Origin of the sequence: Methylocystis sp. (assembly GCF_050251305.1) — a bacterium.
In the GTDB taxonomy this organism is placed as follows: domain Bacteria; phylum Pseudomonadota; class Alphaproteobacteria; order Rhizobiales; family Beijerinckiaceae; genus Methylocystis.
Window position 1 is genome coordinate 15399 of sequence record NZ_JBFWNB010000036.1, and the last position, 19087, is coordinate 34485.

Sequence of the window (19087 nt, forward strand, 5' to 3'; positions counted from 1 at the left end):
GGCGCCTGCGGCCGCGTTGGTGGCGCGGCCGACGCCGATGTGTGGCGAAAAAAGCACGTGAGCTGAAAATCTCGCGCCGTTTCCGAATTTTCCCGGAAAATCCCCGGATCAAGGTTACGCTCTGCGTGCGCCCGGGAGCCCCAGGATGAATTGCGCGAGCGGTGTTGCGGCAATTTGTTCGCTATTGATGTCGCCGAATGCGGTCGATGTATCGAGCCTCGCCGAGGCGGAAGGTCCGACAAGCGCGATCGACCAGCCGCTGAAGCGACCTCCGAGCGTGTCGTTCGACTCCTGGTCATGGGGCACGTCTCGAAGATCCTGGTACCAATGGTTCACGGCGACGGCCGCGACGGGTTCTTCGCTCGACGAGTCGGGTTGGCGCCTTCGCGCTACCGGCGGCTTTGGGGGCTATGCCGATAATGTGAAGGGAAGCGACGCGGAGAACCTCGTCGCCAATGCGCTGGACGTCGACGACGCGACGCTCCCTTACCTCGGCACGGTCGGCAAATATTACGGCGCCGACGGTTTTGTCGGCGCACAGATCGGCTACGCGCTGATCGAAGACAATTGGGAGGCGAGCGGATTTGTTGGGGTCGGGATGACCAGGGAAGGCTATCTCGGCGCCAATATGGCGAGTCCTGCGCTGCGCATTCCGCCGGACGCCGCAAGAGATCTGGCGGGAACCGAGTTCGGCGTCTTAGGGAGTCTGGAGTTTCGGGCGACGCCGACTAGCCAGCTGATGCTTTTCGCGTCCGGCATCTATACGACCGCGTACCAATGGGGATATTTCGAGGTGAAGCCGGGCGTTTCAGTTCCCTTCGACGACGCGCTTCCGGTCTTGCTGCAAGGAAAATTATTCGTTGGGCCGCATGCGGCGCTGAACACCTATAGGGGCGACCTTCAGCCAATGTTCGGCGCGCATATCACCATCATGGAGATCGGGCCGTTCTATGCGAGTCTCTCAGGCGGCTATGTGCGTGACGAGTACGCCGGCAAGGGCGCCTATTCGATCCTGGAGACGAGCGTCCGATTTTGAGATGTTTTTCGGCGCGTCGGCGCGAGCGCCGCACAGTTTGCAATGACGTCGGCGCCAAACCGCGATCATGTCCTGTCCGGCTTCGTCCCGTCGTCGGATTTCTTTCCGGCGACCCATGTCGCGACGACCGAGAGATCGCTTCGATCCAGGGCGACGATGTCGGCGCGGTGGCCGGGAGCGAGCCGGCCAAGGACATGGCCCACGCCCAGGAAGTCGGCCGGCTCGGTCGAGGCGAAGCGCAAGGCGCGCTCTAACGGCAGTCCCAGGAGCCGAACGCAGTTTCTGACCGCCGTCGCCATATCGAGCGAGGATCCGGCGAGAACGCCGTCCGACGTCACGCAACGGCCGTCGCGAACCGTGATCTCTGCGCCCTGAAGCATGAAGTCATGCTTGGCGCCGCCGACCGGCGGCATCGCGTCGGTGACAAGCATCGGATGGCCTGCGCCGCGCAAGGCCAGCGCCAGCATCGCCGGGGCGACATGTTCGCCGTCGACGATCAGTCCATAATAGGCGTTCGGCGATTCAAGCGCCGCGGCGATCGGTCCGGGCTCGCGGGCGGACAGCGGCCGCATGGCGTTGAACAAATGCGTGAAACCGGTCAATCCCTCCGCCATTGCGGCGCGGGTCTGTTCATACGTCGCCATCGAATGGCCGAGCGAAACCTTCGCGCCCGCCGCCACCAGTTCGGCGATGAATCCCGCAGGCGCCACTTCCGGCGCCAGGGTGACGAGCAATACGCCAGGCCTGAACGCGGCGAGCATTTGCAGGTGATGCGGCTCGGGACGCCGAATGAGGTCACGGCGGTGGACTCCGGGCTTGTCCGGCGACAGGAAGGGGCCTTCGAGATGGATGCCGAGAATGCCCGGCTCCCGAGGCAGCATCGTCTCGACGGCGCGCAACGCCGCCGTCATGATTTCATCGGCGTCGGTGATCAGCGTCGGCACAAGCGCCGTCGTGCCGAACCTTCGATGGGCGGCGACAATTTTCGTGAGTCCCTCGGGCGTCGGATCGGCGTTGAAGAGCGCGTCGCCGCCGCCGTTCACCTGGATGTCGATAAAGCCCGGCGCAAGCCAGGCGCCTGTCGGCGCTTCATAGACGTCGACCGACGTCGACACTGCGTCGCGCGGCGCGATCGCGACGATTTGCGATTCCTCGATGAGGATGGCGCTGTTTTGATGAATCTTCGCGCCGTCGAAGACGACATCCGCGGCGATGGCGTATCGTCCCGTGACGCTCATCGCGTGCGCGTGATCTTCTGCAAGTGCCGCGGCTCGTCCGCGTTGACGCCGCGCGCCGCCGCGAGACGGGCGACCATTCCGTAAAAGCTTTGGATCTGGCAAATCGCGTCCGTTTCCGGCTGATCGGCGGGAAGCGTCTCCAGCGCGCCGGGCGGCGCGACATTCGAACCGGCGGAGAACAGCGCCGCGCCTTTCGCGATCAGATCGTGCGCGAGTTGGTCCGTGCCCGCGGCCGCGGCGTCGGTGGGCGTGAAGATCACGATCGGATATTGCGAAGCCACCAGGGCGATCGGGCCATGCTGAAATTCGGCCGCGGAAAAGGCTTCGGCGTGCAGACCCGAGGTCTCCTTCAGTTTCAGCGCCGCCTCCCGCGCAATGGCGAGCGTCGGGCCGCGGCCGATGGTGACAAGACTGGCGGCTCCGGTGAGGGCGCCGATCAAATTGCGCCAATCCAATTCGCTGGCGGCGGCGAGCCGATCCGGCAGACGCTGCAGCGCGCCGGCGAGCGCCTCATGTTCGGCCCACAGCGCCGTCAGCCGCGCCAGAACCGCGAGCGATGCGATGAACGTCTTCGTCGCCGGAACGCTGAGCTCCGGCCCGGCCTCCATCGGCAGGACGAACTCACAGCATTGCGCAAGCTCGCTTTCGGCATGGTTGGTGATGCAGGCGGTGACGGCGCCGGAGTCCCGCGCCGCGACGGTCTGTTCGATGAGGTCGCCGCTTGTCCCGGACTGCGAAATGGCCAGAAAAAACTGGCCGTCCAGAGCCAGGCGCTGATGGTAGATCGTCGTGACGCTCGGCGCAGCCGCCGCGACGACAACGCCGAGATATCGCTCGATCAGATGTTTGCCGAAGGTCGCCGCATGGGCGGAGCTGCCTCGGGCGCAGGTGACGACGACTTGCGGCGGCTTGCGCCGCAGCTGCGCAACGAGCGCGGCGAGGACGCCCGGCAGAGCCTTCTCCTGCCGCCGCACGGCCTCTGGCGCCGTTCGTAATTCGGCGGTCATCTGGAATTCAGGAAAGGTCATTTCTATTGCTGGGTTGGCGGCAGGCATTTTGCAATAATCGCATAACCCTCAAAGCGAAGCGAACGTGAAGAAGCGAGTTCAAGAAAGTCCGCCTCGAAAGCCAAGGAACGCGCCTGGCTCACGTTTGTCGTTGCGCCCGGGGCGTCCGGCCTCACTTGAAACCGCTTGCTGGATAGGCATATCCCCAAAATCCTCGCGATCGCGTGAATGACGCCGATGGAAACCGAACGCCCCAGCCCGCGCTATTCGAACATCGACCTTTGGGATCCGGCAGAGATCCTGGAGGCGATGATCGAAGGCCAGTTCGCCGCCGTCGCGGCGGTGCGGGCGGCGCACCCCGCCATTGAAAGCGCGGGACTTGCGATCGAGCGGCGGCTGAAGCACGGCGGCAGGCTGGTCTATATGGGAGCCGGCACGTCCGGGCGCCTGGCCGTCCAGGACGGCGCCGAGCTCATGCCGACGTTCGGCTGGCCGCAGGAACGGCTCCTGCTGCTCATGGCGGGCGGCAAGACCGCCCTTCTCCAGGCCGTCGAGGGCGCCGAGGATCAGGAGGCGCAGGCCGTGAAGCTTGCCCAGCGCCATGCCTTGGGGCCGGCGGACGTCGCCATTGCGGTGGCGGCGAGCGGAACGACTCCCTTCACGGTGGCGTGCATGCGCGCCGCGAAAGCGGCGGGCGCGCTCGCCATCGGCGTCGCCAACAATCGCGACACGCCGCTGCTGAGGGAAGCCGATCACGCGATATTTCTCGATACCGGCCCCGAAGCGATCGCCGGTTCGACTCGCATGAAAGCGGGGACGGCGCAGCGGATCACGCTCATTCTGCTGTCCTCGCTCGTCATGATCTCGCTCGGGCGCGTGTATGACGGCTTGATGGTGGACGTGCAGGCCTCGAACAAGAAACTCGTACGCAGAAGCGAAAAGATTTTGGCGCGCCTGAGCGGTCGAGGCCATGAGGATGTGCAGGAGGCGCTGCGCAGAGCAGGGGGGAGCGTCAAGCTCGCCTTCCTTCTTCTCCAGGGATATGGGCGCGACGAGGCGCAGGCCGCGCTCGATCGCGCCGACGGCCATCTGCGCCGGGCGATGAGCCTGATCGGCGAATTTCATGAGGATGTTCTCGAAGGAACGCAGCCGACGTTTTCCGTCGGCGCGAGCGAGCGGGCGACTCATGAATAGGCGCGCGTGAATCGACGCGCGTCTTGCCGCGCGAGCGGCGTTTTGGCGCATTCGCAACAGGGCGCTACAGCTGGACAGCAAGATCGGCCGCGTTACCTTATGACTGCGGTCGCAGCGGCGAGCCATCGCGCGAGTTCGGGCGGCGCAACTGGATGACGCGTCGCCTGGAGGCACAAATTGTCGAGCAGTCCCATCCCCGAGACACGCACGCCCGTCGAACATGACAAACTCGGGCGCGAAGAACTCCTTGCTCTCCTGCGCGATGTGACGACGCAGCGGGATGCTCTGCTTTCCCAATTTGAGGCCATGGCGGTTCAAGTCGACGAATCGGCGCGGGAAATCGCCGCCGACGTGCTGGACGCGCAGGAAAACGCCAAGCGGGCCGAGAGGTATGAACATCGCGCGGAGGAGGAGGCCACGCATGTCGCCGCGCTGTCGCGCCAGCTCGACGACGAGCGCCGCAAGAGCGCGGAGATCGCCGCCGAATTTGCGCGTTTTCGCGATGCTGCGGCGCATGCGCCAGTCGAAGACCCGTGGGGCGTGTTGTGGCGTGCAATCTCGCAGATCGCCGGCGATTGGGTCGCCTGGGCGCGGGCGAAAATTCCGCCGGACAGTTCGCTCTTGCCCTGGTTCGACCGAGCGGTCGAGTTCGTCAAAGTCGTCCTGCGCGTCGGATGGAAATGCGGCGCGGCGTTCTTCGAATGGGCGAAGCCGCGCGTCGTCGATTTATGGAAATGGCTCAGGAGCGAAGCGGCGGGACGGACGAGCAAGGAATAGCGCCACTGCAAAATGGGGAATGCGCGACCCTCCATGGGATTTCTTCCGACGGCGATGCAATGGAAGGGACTCAAGATAAATGAACTTGCGCCTCCGGCATGTCCTATGCGCAGCTTTGGCGGGTTTCGGCTTGGTGACAGGCCGGTTGTCGCCGAACGACTCGTTCGCCGCGGGCAGGCATGTTTCAAGAAATCGTCTTGATGAGCGAGCCCACGCATGGAGGCCGCGTTCGAACAATGATTGCTTCGTGAGATCCAGCCGCGAAGACGTCGCGCTTGGACCCGTCATCCATTATCCCCGCTCTTCCTGCCGCTTTTCGTCGTCAAGCGAACGCTATTTCACCGGCGGAAGCGTCAACGCGATTCCCTTCAGATCGCCCGCAGAAGCGCTCGAAATTGTGCCTGGCCTGGCGGTCGGACGCTGACAGAGCGCACGCGCGCAGACATTCGTTCGACGAATTGCGCGCGTGGCGAACAGAGCAAGCCCGGCGCAAGCGCGTTCAGGGGCGACGGCCGGCCGGCGTCGTAGGCCGATGCGTTTTTCCATGCTAGCCTGACAGAGGCCATTGATGAGAATGGCGGAAAAAAGGAGATGGCCGTGAAAAAACTGTCCGCTGCGCTGCTCGTCGCCGCAATGCTCTCTGCCGCGCTGTCGTCGGTGATTACGCCAGCTTTCGCGCTGGGCGGCTGCGGTCCGAACAGGCATCGCAACGCGTGGGGCAGATGCGTCTACGGCGGTCAAAATCAGGATTGGTGTCTTAGAAGGACGGGCCATCCAGCCACTCGCATGCCGGATGGCACGCTCCGTTGTTTCAGATGAGCATGAGGCGTGGCGCGAACTGACCTTCACGCCACGCGCCGGCGACGCTGCGGTGTTCGAAAAGGCTCGCTCTCTTTTCGATATTGAATGTCCGTTCACCAAGCTGAGGTCAGCGCGCGTCGCCTGCAGGACCTCGATACCCTTCAGGCGGGCGAGAGCGCGTCGTCAGCGGGAACGGAAGTTCGCGCCCGTCGAGAAACGTAGTGACGGCGGCGACAAAAGCCTCGCGCCGCTCAGCGTAAAGGCGATGCCCGGCGCTAGGCAGATAGATCATGCGGGCGTTGGGCAGCGTATCTCGATAGTCGATCGCGCTCGACCACGTCAGATAGTCGCACTCGCCCTTGAGGATCAGCGCGGGCGTGTCCAGCGCGCGGAGCGCGGCGTGCGGATCGACGCCGCCCCACGCCTCGGGGCGCATCAGCTTTGCATGGGCATAGAAGCCAGGATCGGCGCCCTCGCCATCGGACGGCGGATTGCAATAGAGGGCCGGGGGCAATGCGTCGACGATAACGCGAAATTGGCTGTCCATCTCCGCATCGCTGGCGAATGCGTGCGCGGCGCGCGGATTTATCTGGGCGAGCGCCCAAGTGAGAAAGGCGCGCGGTTCGAATATATGACGCAGCACGGTCCACCGGTGCGTCGCGTCAAGTTGACTGAGCAGGTCGATCGCGTTGCCGCCGCTGTCGAACATGCCGCCCGGCGAGACGAAGACCACTTTTGAGACGCGGCTTGGGTGGGCGCTCAAATAGGCCGCGGCGAGCGTCGCACCCCAGGAATAGCCGATGAGGTCGACCTGCGGCGCGTGCAGCGCTTCGCGGAACGCGTCGAGATCGGCGACGGCGCGCGGCAGCGAATATCCGCTTGGATCGGCAAGACGCGTCGAGCGGCCCGCGCCAAGCTGATCGTAGAGGTAAACGCTGCGCTTGCCGGCTGCGAGGGCGCCAAGATGGCGCGCATCGTCTGTCATGGCGGCCACGCCCGGACCGCCATGCAGGAAAATCACGGGCGTCGCGTCGGACATCGTGCCGACGCCGAGCTTGATATATGCAAGGCGCGCTCCGGACGGCAGCGTGGTCCATTCGAAGGCTTCAGGCGCCGGCGGCGCTGGCGCGCCGTCGAGCGGCCAAAGCATCGCCCCCGCGCCGGCAAGCGACAAGGCGGCGAAGCCTGCCGTGCAAAAGGCGCTCTGGCGCCGCAGGAATGGGACAAGAGCGCAGCCGAGACTGTAGACGAGAGCGAACGCCGCCCAGCCTAAGGCGAGGAACAGCGCCGGTTTCGTGGTCAGCGTCGCCACGCCCACAAGGGCGACGAGCCCCGTCAGCGCTGAGAGGAGCGAGAGGATGGCATAGCCGGCGGCTCGCGAAAAACGGCTCATGTCGGCGTCCTGTTTGCGGCGCGCAATGCGAGAGCTTCGCGACACGCGTGAACGCCTGCGATTGCGCCTACCGCTTCCGCCGTCAGCGCCAGCGCGGTCGCCTTGGCGTCGGCGCCAGAGACATTGGCGTGATCAGAAATGGATCCCTTCTTGGATAAGAATTTGATGGGTTTTTGGGGTGACATAAATGGACATTCTGGCGCGTTCGTTGTGAGAGCAACGATTCTTCAACGCGTAATAGGCCGCATACAGCCGTCGGGCGGGGCCAGCGCCTAAAAGAGTCTCGCCTTCGTAGTAAAGCTTTTGCACTTGCCAAGGCGAGTATCGCGCGATGTCAGCGCAATCGACGTCGATTGTCGCCGCGGATGCAGCGCCGCCACGTAGAGTGGCGGCAAGAAGGCATGCCGCGAGGAATTCCTTCGAACGATGAATTGGACGGCTCGAACACGACCTCACACCAGACAGCGCGCCGAGGATCTCAGTTCTGGCCATCGCCTCGCTGCGGACCTTGGCGAGATGTTCATCGCTTGGTCTGTGGGCGCGCGACATCAAATTGTCCTTTCTGGATAGCTCCAGGCAGATAGGGCGCTGTCGCAATTAAGATGTGAGCAAATTGATCCGGGATTCGTCAGATAGCGTTCCGCCCGGCAACGCAACTTCCCCGAATTTCCGGCCTTTGACAATGCGGCGTTGCAGAGAGACGCGATTGGCGCGCGTGCGGCGTTAGCCGTCGCTTCGGATCAGACGGCTGATGTCTCGCGAAGGGTTCGCAACGGCCGCCCTATGGGCGCAAGCGTTCGGAGCTACATTTAGAGTCTCGCCAATGGTCACGTAGACCTGCGGAAACGGCGGCCCGCCGTCTCGGCGGGGCAAAAGGCTGAAAGGGTGCTTCCTATGGCTCACGAGGCGCTTACCCTTGTTGCCGCCCTCTCGCTCGCAGCCCAGACCACAATCTGCCTTGCGCAGTCTGCGGAAATCCCTCTGCCTGCGCGGAACGGCCAAGTCGTGCTGCCCTACGCCGAGCAGAAATTTCGGGGGGCGGTGGGAACGACCTTCAAGGATTCCGACCCTGCGGCCTTTCCTGCGCCTATCGCGGCGCCCAAAGGCGCGCCGAATGTTCTGGTGATCCTTCTGGACGATGTCGGCTTCGGGCAGTTTTCTGTTTCCGGCGGCGGCGTGCCGTCACCCTCGCTGGATGCTCTGGCGCATCAGGGCCTGTTCTATAACCGTTTCCATACCACCGCTCTTTGCTCGCCCACGCGGGCCGCGCTTCTGACCGGGCGCAACCACAACGTCTCGGGCACCGGCGTCATTACCGAGCTTGCCACCGGATATGACGGCTACACCGGCATCATTCCGAAAGACACAGCGACGGTCGCGGAGATTTTGCGCCAAAACGGCTACATCACGTCCTGGTTCGGCAAGAACCACAACACGCCGATTTACGAGACGAGCGCGGTCGGCCCGTTCGATCATTGGCCCAACGGCCTCGGCTTCGACTATTTCTACGGTTTCATGGCTGGCGACACCAATCAGATTCGTCCCTATCTCTTCGAAAACCAGACGCCGATCGGGACCCCCGACAAGCCGGGTTATTATCTCAGCGTGGATCTCGCCGATCACGCGAGCCAGTGGCTCCAGAACATCGAGGCCATCCAGCCCTCCAAGCCGTGGTTCCTCTATTTTGCGCCTGCGGCGACCCACGCGCCCCATCAGGCGCCCAAGGAGCTCATCGCCCAATTCGCCGGCACGTTCGACATGGGGTGGGACGAATACCGCAAACAGACGTTCGAGCGGCAGAAGCAGCTCGGCGTCATCCCGCGGGACGCGATCCTGACGCCACGCCCCGCGAGCCTGCCCGCCTGGGACAGCCTCGATGACAAGAAGAAGAAGCTTTACAGCCGGATGATGGAAGTATTCGCCGCCTACGGGAAGCAGGTGGATCAGGAGACGGGCCGCGTCCTCGACTATGTGGCCAAACTGCCCGACGCCGACAATACGCTGATCTTCTATATCGTCGGCGATAATGGCGCCTCGGCCGAAGGCGGCTTCGACGGGACGCTGAACGAGAACGCCTTCTTCAACGCCTATCTGATGACCGCCGACCAGATGCTGACCCGCATCGACGAGATCGGCACGGAGCTGCACTTCAACCACTTCCCGGCCGGCTGGGCCTGGGCCATGGACACGCCTTTCCAATGGACCAAGCAGGTGGCGAGCCACCTGGGCGGCACCAGGAATCCGATGATCGTGAAATGGCCCGCCCGCTACAAGAAAGGCGGGGAGGTGCGCTCGCAATTCATCCACGTCATCGACATCGCGCCCACCATCCTCGATGCGGCGGGCGTCGCCGAGCCCCGCAGCGTGAATGGCACAGCGCAGACGCCGATCCAGGGCAAGAGCTTCCTCTCGACCCTGTCGGACCCCAAGGCCAAGGAGGTCCGCACCAGCCAGTATTTCGAGATGTTCGCCAATCGCGGCATGTACAAGGACGGCTGGTGGGCGGCCTCCCTCTCGTTCGAGCCGTGGCAGCCCGAGCGCGGCAATTTCGATCCGTTTAAGGCGAAGTGGGAACTCTACAACCTCGATAAGGACTTCAGCCAGGGCAGGGACATTGCAGCGCAGAACCCTGACAAGCTTGCCGAGATGACTGCGCTTTGGTGGGCGGAAGCCTCCGCGAACAAGGCGCTGCCTCTCGACTGGCGTGGCGCCGAACGGTTCAGCGCCGAACTGACCGGCAAGCCCAATCTCGCCGGGGATCGCACGAGCTTCGCCTATCACGGCGTCCTTGTTGGTCTGCCGGAATCCTCCGCCCCCGACATCAAGAACAAGTCATTCAGCATCACCGCCAAAGTGCAGGTGAAGGACAACGCCAACGGCATGATCTTCACCCAGGGCGGCAATACCGGCGGCTGGGCCTTCTATCTGAAGGATGGCAAGCTGGTCGCTGCGCATAACTTCATCGACGTGGAGGTCTATTCCGTGTCGAGCAGCGCGGCGGTCGCGGCGGGCGAGCGCACGGTGAAGATGGACTTCATCTATGAGGGAGGCAAGGAGGTCGGCAAGAGCGGCGCCGTCACCCTCTATGTGGACGGCAAGGCGGTCGGCGCCGGGCGGGTCGAGAAGACTACGCCTTACAAGTTCTCGCTGTCCGAGAACCAGGACATTGGCGCCGATACCGGCACCGCGGTGACCAATGACTACCGCGCGCCTTTCAATTTCGAAGGAACGCTGAAGGAGGTCGTGGTGAACCTCCAAGGGACAGCCGCGGAGGACGGATCGGCGACATCGCGATCGACGGGCAGGAAAGCGACGACGCGACATGGCGGCGCGCCGAGATGAGCCTCGCCCCTGCGCGGCGTCGACGCCGAGAGCCGCTATCGACGATCGTCGGGGCTGGTCTGACAAAGGACGTCCCGAGTGCGCTCGCGCATTTCCGCGCCAAGCGGCTTACGCGGCTGTCGGCCATGGCGTCATGCGTTCGGACGACGCTTGGGAACGCTCTATTTACTAAGTTCTGAGCAGCGGCGGGCGCCAAGCTGAAAAACCCGCGGACGTGAGCCGCAGGCGGACGCCGCGGGCAGAGAAGCCGGTCATGAACTTTTACGTTTTCTTGGCCCCAGCCCATCGGTCGGCGAGGGTTCACAGAGGAACTTGCCCTCACTGCAAGGAAGGCAAGGGCCAGCGAAGGCCCGGACTAAAAGCAAATCTCGCTACAGAGTGGCTCGGACCACATCCAAATAGCGAAAAAGCATTTGCAATAGCGCGCGCATCTGGCTTCAAAAATGTGACGGGCTGTGGGCATTGCAAGCCCGAGAATCCAAACTCGACCACTGAAACTGGCGCATAGAGAGCCAGCGCAATTTGCGCCGGCAATCTTGAAGGTCGGCCGCCGTTCTAGGCCGCACACTCCTGTTTTAGGATGCGCTGAATGCTGCCGTCTCTCGCCAGCGGCGGGCGACAACCAGGCTTTTCGTGTGTAATGCGCAACAGAACGCCCCAAGCGTGGATTAGCGGGGCGTTTTGCGCTTTCCAAACGAGGCTCAGCGCAAATTTGAATTCCGCACGTATGATCAGCTTCGCTCCGCCGTCGCAGCGCCACATGGGCTGGCGGCGTCCCTTGGCTCCGCGTCGCCCGGTCAGCGATGCCGGCTTTTTTGTGCGTTACGCCTCATCCTCGCGCCGCGTCAGCAGCGCGGCGACACTGACGTAGCGGAAGGGGTAGCGTTCGGGATTCGCCCGGATGAGCCGCTCGCAGCGGCCGTAGATATCGTCCGCGATTGCGGCGGAATCACCGCCGGAGAAAGCCATGCGCAGCGGCGCCTCCGTGAAGGCGCGCAAAAAATCCGTGTAGGCGCGGGCGTAGACGGCTGTGTCTCCTGTCGCCCGATATGCCTCAACGAACGGAACAGCGACTTCGTAGGTTTCGGCCCGATCGAGATCAAACAGTGGGCTAAGCGCCGACTCCGGCCCCCAGACAGGGGCTACCAGTTCCTCCAGCGTGCGGAAATAGACGGGCTGGTAGTACGTTTCGTATCTGAGGCGATCGACCGCGCCGTCGCCCTGCGCCTCCAGCAGCGAATCGTTTAGCACATCATAAATGCCGTCACAGGTGCGGGCGGTTTGGCTTGCACCAAACACCTCGATCAGCAACTGACCGCCAATCGTCAACTCGGCCGCTCGGGCGCGCAGAAAGCTTTCGATGTCGGCGGCTGCCTGAGCGGCGAAGGTCGCGCGTTCAGCTTCGCTCACTTTGCCGACGCCCCGCGCCGCACTCGGTCCGTTCGGCAGAATATAACCCGGCAAGCGGTCGAGTGGGCGCCGGCTCAGGAAGCCGATGGCGTTGAAGGTCGTCGCCAGATGGATCGATCGTGGCGGCAGGAGCTGGTCGAACATGGAGCCGCCGAGCACGGCGGAATAGACGTCATCGCCGAAAACCGACCGCCCGTTGGGACGCAAGCCTTCCAACAGCGCGGTAAAATCATTCGTCGGAAGGTCGCTCTGGATCGTCATGACCGGCCGTGCGCTGCCCAATCGCAGAGTGGAAATGAGCCGGCGCATTACCTCAGTTGAATTGCGCCCTTCCGAGCAGCCGAAATCAGCGATCCCGATCGTCTCCGGCGAATCGATGCGGCCGATCCGAGCAACAGCATTGTCTAGCCAAGGCAGAATGGCTTCGGTCGCCGCCCATTGTGGCGCCGAGTTCCGGTTGTAGAAGCCTTGGCCGAGCATTCCCGTGGTGACCGACATCAGCGACCCTCCCGCGAACGTCGAGCATTACCTATAGCGAACACATCGCTGTTCTCGCGCCGCGACTGTTCCGGTTTATCCCTGTCGCAAATTCGATCCGAGCATATTGATCCAGTTTCGCCAGATAGTGAAACAATCCGGCGAGGGCGTGTCGCTCGTTGTTGCCGGCGCTGCGGATGCGCAGGGGCAGGGCGTAGGGCGAGAATGTCATATCTTCCAGCGTTCCAGGAATTCATTTAGCCTGCGCTCATGGGCTGGCGTGGGCAGGATAACCCGGATCGTGACGAGGAACGTGAGTGGCGCAAGCCGCCGCTTCGCGAGCGCTACGACTGGCCGAGCCTGGCGCTATTCGTGATCTTTCTGGCCGCATTCACCTATGCGCTCTGGCGCGGCGGATAGCGGATACGCGCTAGGCTGACGTTGGCGTTAACTCGAACTGGCTCAATCAGCTTCGGCTAAGCGTCGCCGACACCCGAACTATTGATCCGCGTCGCTCACTCTCCTGACGATTGCTGGATGTTTGCAATGGACGGTGAATCCCGAGGAAGCTCGCTCAGCCTGATATTGCGTTTCTCAATCGCGTTCGCGAAGCCAATCTAAATTGTCGGTAAGCGCCTATGACTTCGTGGCCAGAAAACGCGGAGCGCGCCGCGCTTGAACCGCCTGTTCGAACGCGAACGCGTAGCCGATGAGCTTAGCGTCTTCATCAGCGGCGCCAAAGAACGATAGTCCCACCGGCAAGTCGTTGACAAAACCGGCGGGCACGGAGATATGCGGATAGCCCGCCACGGCCGGCGGCGTGGAGCAGCCGAAGGGTAGGATGTGGTCGCCGACGACCGTGTCGATCGCGAACGCGGGCGAACCTTCGGTTGGAGCGATTATCGCGTCCAGTCGATGTTTCTCAAGCGCTTTGTCGATGCCGTCATCTCTTGCCAGTCGACGGAGCTCGCTTTGGATGTGAAGACAACGCTCGTCGTCCCAATGCCCCTTCTCGCGCGCCAGCTCGAAAAACTCTTGCCCGAAGTATGGCATGACGTCGGCCGCATGCCGGTTGTTAAACTCAATCAACTCGTCAAAGTCGCGAACCTGCGCGCCGGGATGGGTCGACAGGTAACGATTGATGTTCGCGCGGACGCCGTACTGGAACAACTCCAGCTCCATGGGGCCGAAGAACGGCAGTTCAGAAGCCTGCACCGGATCAACGATGTCCGCGCCCAGGTCGCGCAACGCTCTGATCGCGGTCTCAATGACGCCCTTCGTGCCTTCGTGACCTGAAAAGCATTCTCGAGCAACGCCAAGCCGCGCGCCGGCGAGCGCATCTGGTCGCAGCATTTTGCGATAATTGACCATCGGGCGCGCGTTGCAACGCGATGTCGTAGGGTCCTTCGGATCGGCGCCAACCAGCGCGTTCATCATTGTTGCGATGTCTTCCACGCAGCGCGCCATCGGGCCGGCCGTGTCCTGCGGTTCGGCGACGCCAATAATCCCGTAGCGGCTGATTAGGCCGACAGTCGGCTTCATGCCGACGATCCCGTTTGCCGAAGCGGGCCGCACGATGGATCCGTCCACTTCCGCGCCGACCGACGCCACGCAGAGATTTGCGGCAGTCGCCGCCGCCGAGCCGCTGCTCGAGCCCAGTGGGCTTCGGTCCAGGACATGGGGATTGCGAGTTTGGCCGCCACGGCTGCTCCAGCCGCTGCAGGGGCGTGTCGATCGCATGTAGCCCCATTCGCTCATGTTTGACTTGGCCAGTATTACCGCGCCCGCTTCGCGCAGCCGTCGAACACACGTCGCGTCCTGCGATGCATGGTTCCCGACCAGCGCGAGCGAGCCCGCCGTGGTGAGCATGCGATCGGCCGTGTCGATACTGTCCTTGATGATGACCGGAATGCCGTGCAACGGCCCGCGTACGGCGCCCGCTTGCCGCTCTTGGTCAAGCGCTTCGGCAATCTGCATCGCATCGGGATTGATTTCGATCACGCTGCGTAAGCATGGCCCTGCAGAATCGAGCGCTGCGATTTGTGCCAGGAAGCCCTCGACGAGATCGGCCGAAGTCCATTTCTCCCGCGCCATGGCGTCCTGCCAGTCGCTGATGGAGAGTTCGGGTAGAGGCATGGCTCATTCTCGCGAGGGCTGCGTTGTTTCAGTATCAGGCGCAGAGCCGTCACGAGAGAATACCCGCTCAAGCCGCCGCCACAGCTACGCGCGCCTGTTGGTCGTGGGGTGTCTTCCTATAGGGATCCTCCCACTCCATCTTTCGTTGTGCGAAAGGCCCGCCATGCGGCCGTGGAGTTGGAGGCGACCCTGCCGGATTGGCGCAGCGCAACCCGGCGCACTGGACCCATCCCCAGCAGCGCCTTCAGTGTAGGGCAGCCATCATGGATGGGCCGCGGTCACATTCAAGGTTCTGAACGCGCGCAATCTTCTGAACGCGCGGACAATAGGCGGGAAATTGTCCGGGAGATGCGTTGTCGTTCGCCCACGTCCGGCGACGCGTATCGGGCAAATGGTGGGCGCGCGCCCCAATTTGGCGCGTTCATTTCCATAACTTATTGATTTTATTGGCGCGCCCAAGGGGAATCGAACCCCTGTTTTCGCCGTGAAAGGGCGACGTCCTAGGCCTCTAGACGATGGGCGCGGCTGCGCGGCCGGATCGCGGCGGCGCGAGGGCGTGTATAGAGGCGCGGACGGCGCAAGACAAGGCCGGCGCGCGCGCCAGATCGCCCCAGTTTGCGCCTCTTCCGGCGAGGCCCTAAAGCATCGCGGCGATGCTCACGATCAACGATCTCGTCTTCCGGCTCGGCGACCGGCTGCTCTTCGATCACGCCGGGGTGTTCCTGCCCGGCCGCTCCCGCGCCGGCTTCGTCGGCCGCAACGGCGCCGGCAAAACCACGCTCTTCCGGCTGATCAGCGGCGAGATCGCGCCGGAAAGCGGCGCCATTGCGCTGCCCGCGCGCACGCGGCTCGGACGGGTCGAGCAGGAGGCGCCCGGCGGACCGACGGCGCTCATCGACTTCGTGCTCGCGGCGGACCTTGAGCGCGCCGAATTGCTGGCGCGCGCCGAGGCGGCGCACGATCCGCACGATATCGCCGAAATCCAGACCCGGCTCGCCGACATCGACGCCCATTCGGCGCCCGCGCGCGCCGCCGCGATCCTGCACGGGCTCGGCTTCGACGCCGCGGCGCAGCGCCGGCCGCTGTCGGAATTCTCCGGCGGCTGGCGCATGCGCGTCGCGCTCGCCGCGGTGCTGTTCTCCCAGCCCGACCTGCTGCTTCTCGACGAGCCGACGAATTATCTCGATCTCGAAGGGACGCTCTGGCTCGTCGATTATCTCTCGCGCTATCCGGCGAGCGTGATCGTCATCAGCCACGATCGCGATCTGCTCGACGACGTCGCGACGCATATTCTGCACCTCGAGCGCGGCAGGCTGACGCTCTACAAGGGCGACTATTCTTCATTCGAAAAGCAGCGGCGCGAGGCGCAACTCATCGCCGCCAAAGGCGCCAAGAAACAGGAAGAGCAGCGCAAGCATCTGCAGGCTTTCGTCGACCGTTTCCGCGCCAAGGCGACGAAGGCGCGCCAGGCGCAGTCGCGCCTGAAGCTTCTCGCCAAAATGGAGCCGGTCGCGGCGATCGTCGACGACGCGATATTGCCCATACATCTGCCTTCGCCCGAGAAGCCGCTGTCGCCGCCGATCATCGCGCTGGAGAAAGCCGCAGTCGGCTATGGCGATCGCGTGGTGCTGTCGCGGCTTTCGCTGTCGATTTCGAACGACGACCGGATCGGTCTGCTCGGCGCCAATGGCAACGGCAAATCGACCTTCGCCAAATTGCTCGCCGCTCGGCTTGCGGCGTGCGGCGGCGAGATGGTGCGCGCGCCGAAGCTCGGCGTCGGATTTTTCGCGCAGCATCAGATCGACGAACTGAACGAGAGCGAGACGCCTTACGCGGTGTTCGCGCGGCTGATGCCGGGCGCCGCAGAGGCGCGCATTCGCGGCCGCGCGGCGCAGACCGGATTTTCCGGCGCGCGCGCCGATACGCCGATCGCCAATCTTTCCGGCGGCGAGAAGGCGCGGCTGCTGCTCGGCGTCGCCGCGTTCGATGCGCCGCATCTCCTGATCCTCGACGAGCCGACCAACCATCTCGACATCGACAGCCGCGCCGCGCTGATCGAGGCGATCAACGATTATGAAGGCGCCGTCATTCTGGTCTCGCACGACCGTTATCTGCTGGAGGCCTGCGCCGATCGGCTGTGGCTGGTCGACGATGGAACGGTGCGCGCCTTCGACGGCGATATGGACGACTATGCGCGGCTGGTGCTCTCCAAGTCGCGCGACGAAGAGCCGAAAGGCGCGTCCGCCGCGTTGCCGGAACGGTCGAAGCAAGATGCGCCCAAGCGCCGCGACGCCGGGCAGGCGCGGCGCAAGCTCGCCGCCGCCGAGGAGCGCGTCGAGAAATTCACGCAGCTTCTCGCCCGCGTCGACGAGGCGCTCGCCGCGCCCGACGCCTTCGCGCGCAATCCGCAGGAGGCGGCGCGACTCGCGTCGCAGCGCGAGGAGTTGGCGCGGGCGCTGGCGGCGGCTGAAGAACAGTGGCTGGAGCTGGCCGCGGACGCCGGCGCTTAGCGCCGCGCGGTCCCTTGTCTTTGCGGAAATGCGCCGCCACTGGATCTATGGGCGCGCCTTGGAAGGCTTATTCTCGGTCGGCCTGAAAGGTCCGGTCAGATGGAAGGCGCCCGCGCCGTGCAGATAACGCCCGAGATGGAACGGCGAGACGAACGTCTGCTCGCGCAGCGCGCCTTGGCGGGCGAAGAAGAGGCGCTGCGCCTGATCATGGCGCGCAACAACCGCCGTCTCTATCGCATCGCGCGCAGCATCGTGCTCGACAGTCATGAGGCCGAGGACGTCGTCCAGGACGCCTATTTGAAGGCCTTCACCCATCTCGACGGATTTCGCGGCGAGGCCGGCCTCGCCACCTGGCTCGCGCGGATCACGATCAACGAAGCCGCCGCGCGGCTGCGGGTGCGCCGCCGGGCGAAGCTGATTCATGTCTTTGGCGCGCAAAGGAAAGAGTCGGACGGGATCTTTTCGGCGCGCGCGAAAGATTGCGACGATCCGGAGAAATCTCTGGCGCAACGCGAAATTCTCCGCCTGGTCGAGCAAGCGACCGACAGCCTTCCGGAGGATTTTCGCGTCGTGTTCGTCCTGCGCGTCATCGAGGGCCTCGGCGTGGCGGAGACCGCGCAAATCCTCGAACTCCGGCCGGAGACCGTGAAGACCCGCCTGCATCGCGCGCGCCGTCTCATTCGCGAGCGGCTCGAGAAGGACATCGGCCCCTTCGTCATGGAGGCGTTTCCCTTCGGCGGCGCGCGCTGCGCGCAAAGCGTGCGCGCCGTCTTGGCGCGCCTGTCGTCGTCCAACAAAATTCGGGAACCTTTTTCCGCCGCGCTCATCCAATGACCGTCACGCAGCAGTCGTGAGCGACGTTGGCGCGCTGCGCGCGCCGCGGGTCGCTCGGGGGCGGGAGGAAAAGATGAGCATCAAGATCAAGGGAAAGATTGTTATGGCGGTTGCGCTGGTCGGGGGACTGGCCGCCGGGACGCTTGCCGCATCCGGCGAAAACGCCGTCCCGGCCAACGATCAGGAGGTCGAGCGCACGCGTCAGCAGATCAAAATGCTCGACGACGTGTTCAAGACGGCCGTGGTGCTGATCGATGAAACCTATGTGAAGAAGCCGTCGGATCCGTCCGCCGCCTCGGCGGCCAAGGCGCTCTTCGCCGCGATGAAGAAGAACGGCTGGTATGACGTCAGGCTCATCGGACTGACCGATAAGGTCGGCGATCCGGATGACGAGCCCAAGGACGCTTTCGAAAAGACGGCGGCGAAGAAACTGCGCGCCGGCGGCGACAAGGTCTATGAAGAGGTCCTGGAGAAGGACGGCAAACGCTATCTGCGCATGGCGACCGGGATTCCCGTCGTTTCCGAGAACTGCGTCATGTGCCACGCCCATTTCAAGGGCGACAAGGGCAATATCGGCGCTCTGTCCTATACAGTGCCGGTGGTGAAGTAGGCCGGCGCGCGTGTGCGTCTGACGGAAGGCCCCGGCGCATGCGTCGGGGCTCTTGTCGATTCGCCTCGGCGGCGCTGAACGCGCGTCGGCTAGAGCAGGTTCCGAAAAAATTGACAGACCTTTTCGATGAGAACCTGCTCCAACGTTTTTGTTTTGAGCGATTCCTTATCGATCACATGATTCCATGTGATCGGGAAGCGCTTGTCTTATGACTTTCCGCGCCGCTTCGGTGAGAAGGAACCGCTGGGAGAGGGTTGCCGCCCTCTCGTCAGCGGCGAGGGACGGATCGGGAAACCGCGGACCGTTTGACGGGTCGAGCTAG

At 63.8% G+C, this 19087-nt stretch carries 15 protein-coding genes and 1 tRNA gene; 9 read left to right on the top strand and 7 right to left on the bottom strand.

Features of this window, described 5'->3' with window-relative positions:
* The first annotated feature begins 187 nt into the window (after positions 1-187).
* Positions 188-1036 (top strand): cellulose biosynthesis protein BcsS, encoded by an 849-nt coding sequence (gene bcsS / locus AB7F41_RS12170; RefSeq protein ID WP_428383071.1) that lies wholly within the window; start codon positions 188-190, stop codon positions 1034-1036.
* A 65-nt stretch (positions 1037-1101) separates the two neighbouring features.
* Here the strand turns inward: bcsS and nagA are convergent, their stop codons facing one another.
* Both nagA and AB7F41_RS12180 read right to left on the bottom strand, forming a co-directional pair.
* On the bottom strand, positions 1102-2274 hold the full coding sequence (gene nagA, locus AB7F41_RS12175; protein ID WP_428383073.1) for an N-acetylglucosamine-6-phosphate deacetylase: 1173 nt from the start codon (positions 2272-2274) through the stop codon (positions 1102-1104).
* On the bottom strand, positions 2271-3302 hold the full coding sequence (locus AB7F41_RS12180; RefSeq protein WP_428383075.1) for an SIS domain-containing protein: 1032 nt from the start codon (positions 3300-3302) through the stop codon (positions 2271-2273). Before AB7F41_RS12180 ends, nagA begins: the two co-directional genes overlap by 4 nt.
* 216 nt (positions 3303-3518) lie before the next feature.
* Between AB7F41_RS12180 and AB7F41_RS12185 the strand changes: the two genes are divergently transcribed.
* The 3 genes from AB7F41_RS12185 (at position 3519) to AB7F41_RS12195 (ending at position 6071) form a co-directional block, all read left to right on the top strand.
* Positions 3519-4475 (top strand): N-acetylmuramic acid 6-phosphate etherase, encoded by a 957-nt coding sequence (locus tag AB7F41_RS12185; protein WP_428383100.1) that lies wholly within the window; start codon positions 3519-3521, stop codon positions 4473-4475.
* Between the two features lie 177 nt (positions 4476-4652).
* Positions 4653-5252: a hypothetical protein gene (locus tag AB7F41_RS12190; RefSeq protein ID WP_428383077.1), complete on the top strand. Its 600-nt coding sequence runs from the start codon at positions 4653-4655 to the stop codon at positions 5250-5252.
* A gap of 597 nt (positions 5253-5849) precedes the next feature.
* Complete coding sequence (locus AB7F41_RS12195) at positions 5850-6071, top strand: GCG_CRPN prefix-to-repeats domain-containing protein (RefSeq protein ID WP_428383079.1); 222 nt, start codon at positions 5850-5852, stop codon at positions 6069-6071.
* A 109-nt stretch (positions 6072-6180) separates the two neighbouring features.
* Here AB7F41_RS12195 and AB7F41_RS12200 read toward each other — a convergent pair whose 3' ends face one another.
* Positions 6181-7446: an alpha/beta fold hydrolase gene (locus tag AB7F41_RS12200; protein WP_428383081.1), complete on the bottom strand. Its 1266-nt coding sequence runs from the start codon at positions 7444-7446 to the stop codon at positions 6181-6183.
* A gap of 132 nt (positions 7447-7578) precedes the next feature.
* Positions 7579-7995, bottom strand: coding sequence for a hypothetical protein (locus tag AB7F41_RS12205; RefSeq protein ID WP_428383083.1), 417 nt, complete (start codon positions 7993-7995; stop codon positions 7579-7581).
* Positions 7996-8340: 345 nt separating this feature from the next.
* On the opposite strand from AB7F41_RS12205, the gene AB7F41_RS12210 reads away from it, so the two are divergent.
* The gene (locus AB7F41_RS12210) at positions 8341-10788 is read left to right on the top strand and encodes an arylsulfatase (RefSeq protein ID WP_428383084.1); all 2448 of its coding nucleotides are present in this window, start codon (positions 8341-8343) and stop codon (positions 10786-10788) included.
* Positions 10789-11610: 822 nt separating this feature from the next.
* Here the strand turns inward: AB7F41_RS12210 and AB7F41_RS12215 are convergent.
* A complete protein-coding gene (locus tag AB7F41_RS12215; protein WP_428383086.1) occupies positions 11611-12696 on the bottom strand; it encodes a hypothetical protein in 1086 nt (361 codons plus the stop codon).
* 249 nt (positions 12697-12945) lie between these two features.
* Between AB7F41_RS12215 and AB7F41_RS12220 the strand changes: the two genes are divergently transcribed.
* Positions 12946-13095, top strand: a complete 150-nt coding sequence (locus AB7F41_RS12220) for a hypothetical protein (RefSeq protein ID WP_428406593.1) — start codon at positions 12946-12948, stop codon at positions 13093-13095.
* A gap of 216 nt (positions 13096-13311) precedes the next feature.
* Here AB7F41_RS12220 and AB7F41_RS12225 read toward each other — a convergent pair whose 3' ends face one another.
* Entirely contained in the window at positions 13312-14811 is a 1500-nt protein-coding gene (locus AB7F41_RS12225) for an amidase (RefSeq protein WP_428383088.1), read from the bottom strand.
* 447 nt (positions 14812-15258) lie between these two features.
* Positions 15259-15334: transfer RNA gene (locus AB7F41_RS12230), tRNA-Glu, on the bottom strand.
* Between the two features lie 130 nt (positions 15335-15464).
* Between AB7F41_RS12230 and AB7F41_RS12235 the strand changes: the two genes are divergently transcribed.
* From AB7F41_RS12235 to AB7F41_RS12245, 3 genes are all read left to right on the top strand, one after another.
* The gene (locus AB7F41_RS12235) at positions 15465-17321 is read left to right on the top strand and encodes an ABC-F family ATP-binding cassette domain-containing protein (protein WP_428383090.1); all 1857 of its coding nucleotides are present in this window, start codon (positions 15465-15467) and stop codon (positions 17319-17321) included.
* Positions 17322-17456: 135 nt separating this feature from the next.
* Complete coding sequence (locus AB7F41_RS12240) at positions 17457-18155, top strand: RNA polymerase sigma factor (protein ID WP_428383102.1); 699 nt, start codon at positions 17457-17459, stop codon at positions 18153-18155.
* A gap of 73 nt (positions 18156-18228) precedes the next feature.
* The gene (locus AB7F41_RS12245; RefSeq protein WP_428383092.1) at positions 18229-18765 is read left to right on the top strand and encodes a c-type heme family protein; all 537 of its coding nucleotides are present in this window, start codon (positions 18229-18231) and stop codon (positions 18763-18765) included.
* Positions 18766-19087 lie beyond the last annotated feature (322 nt).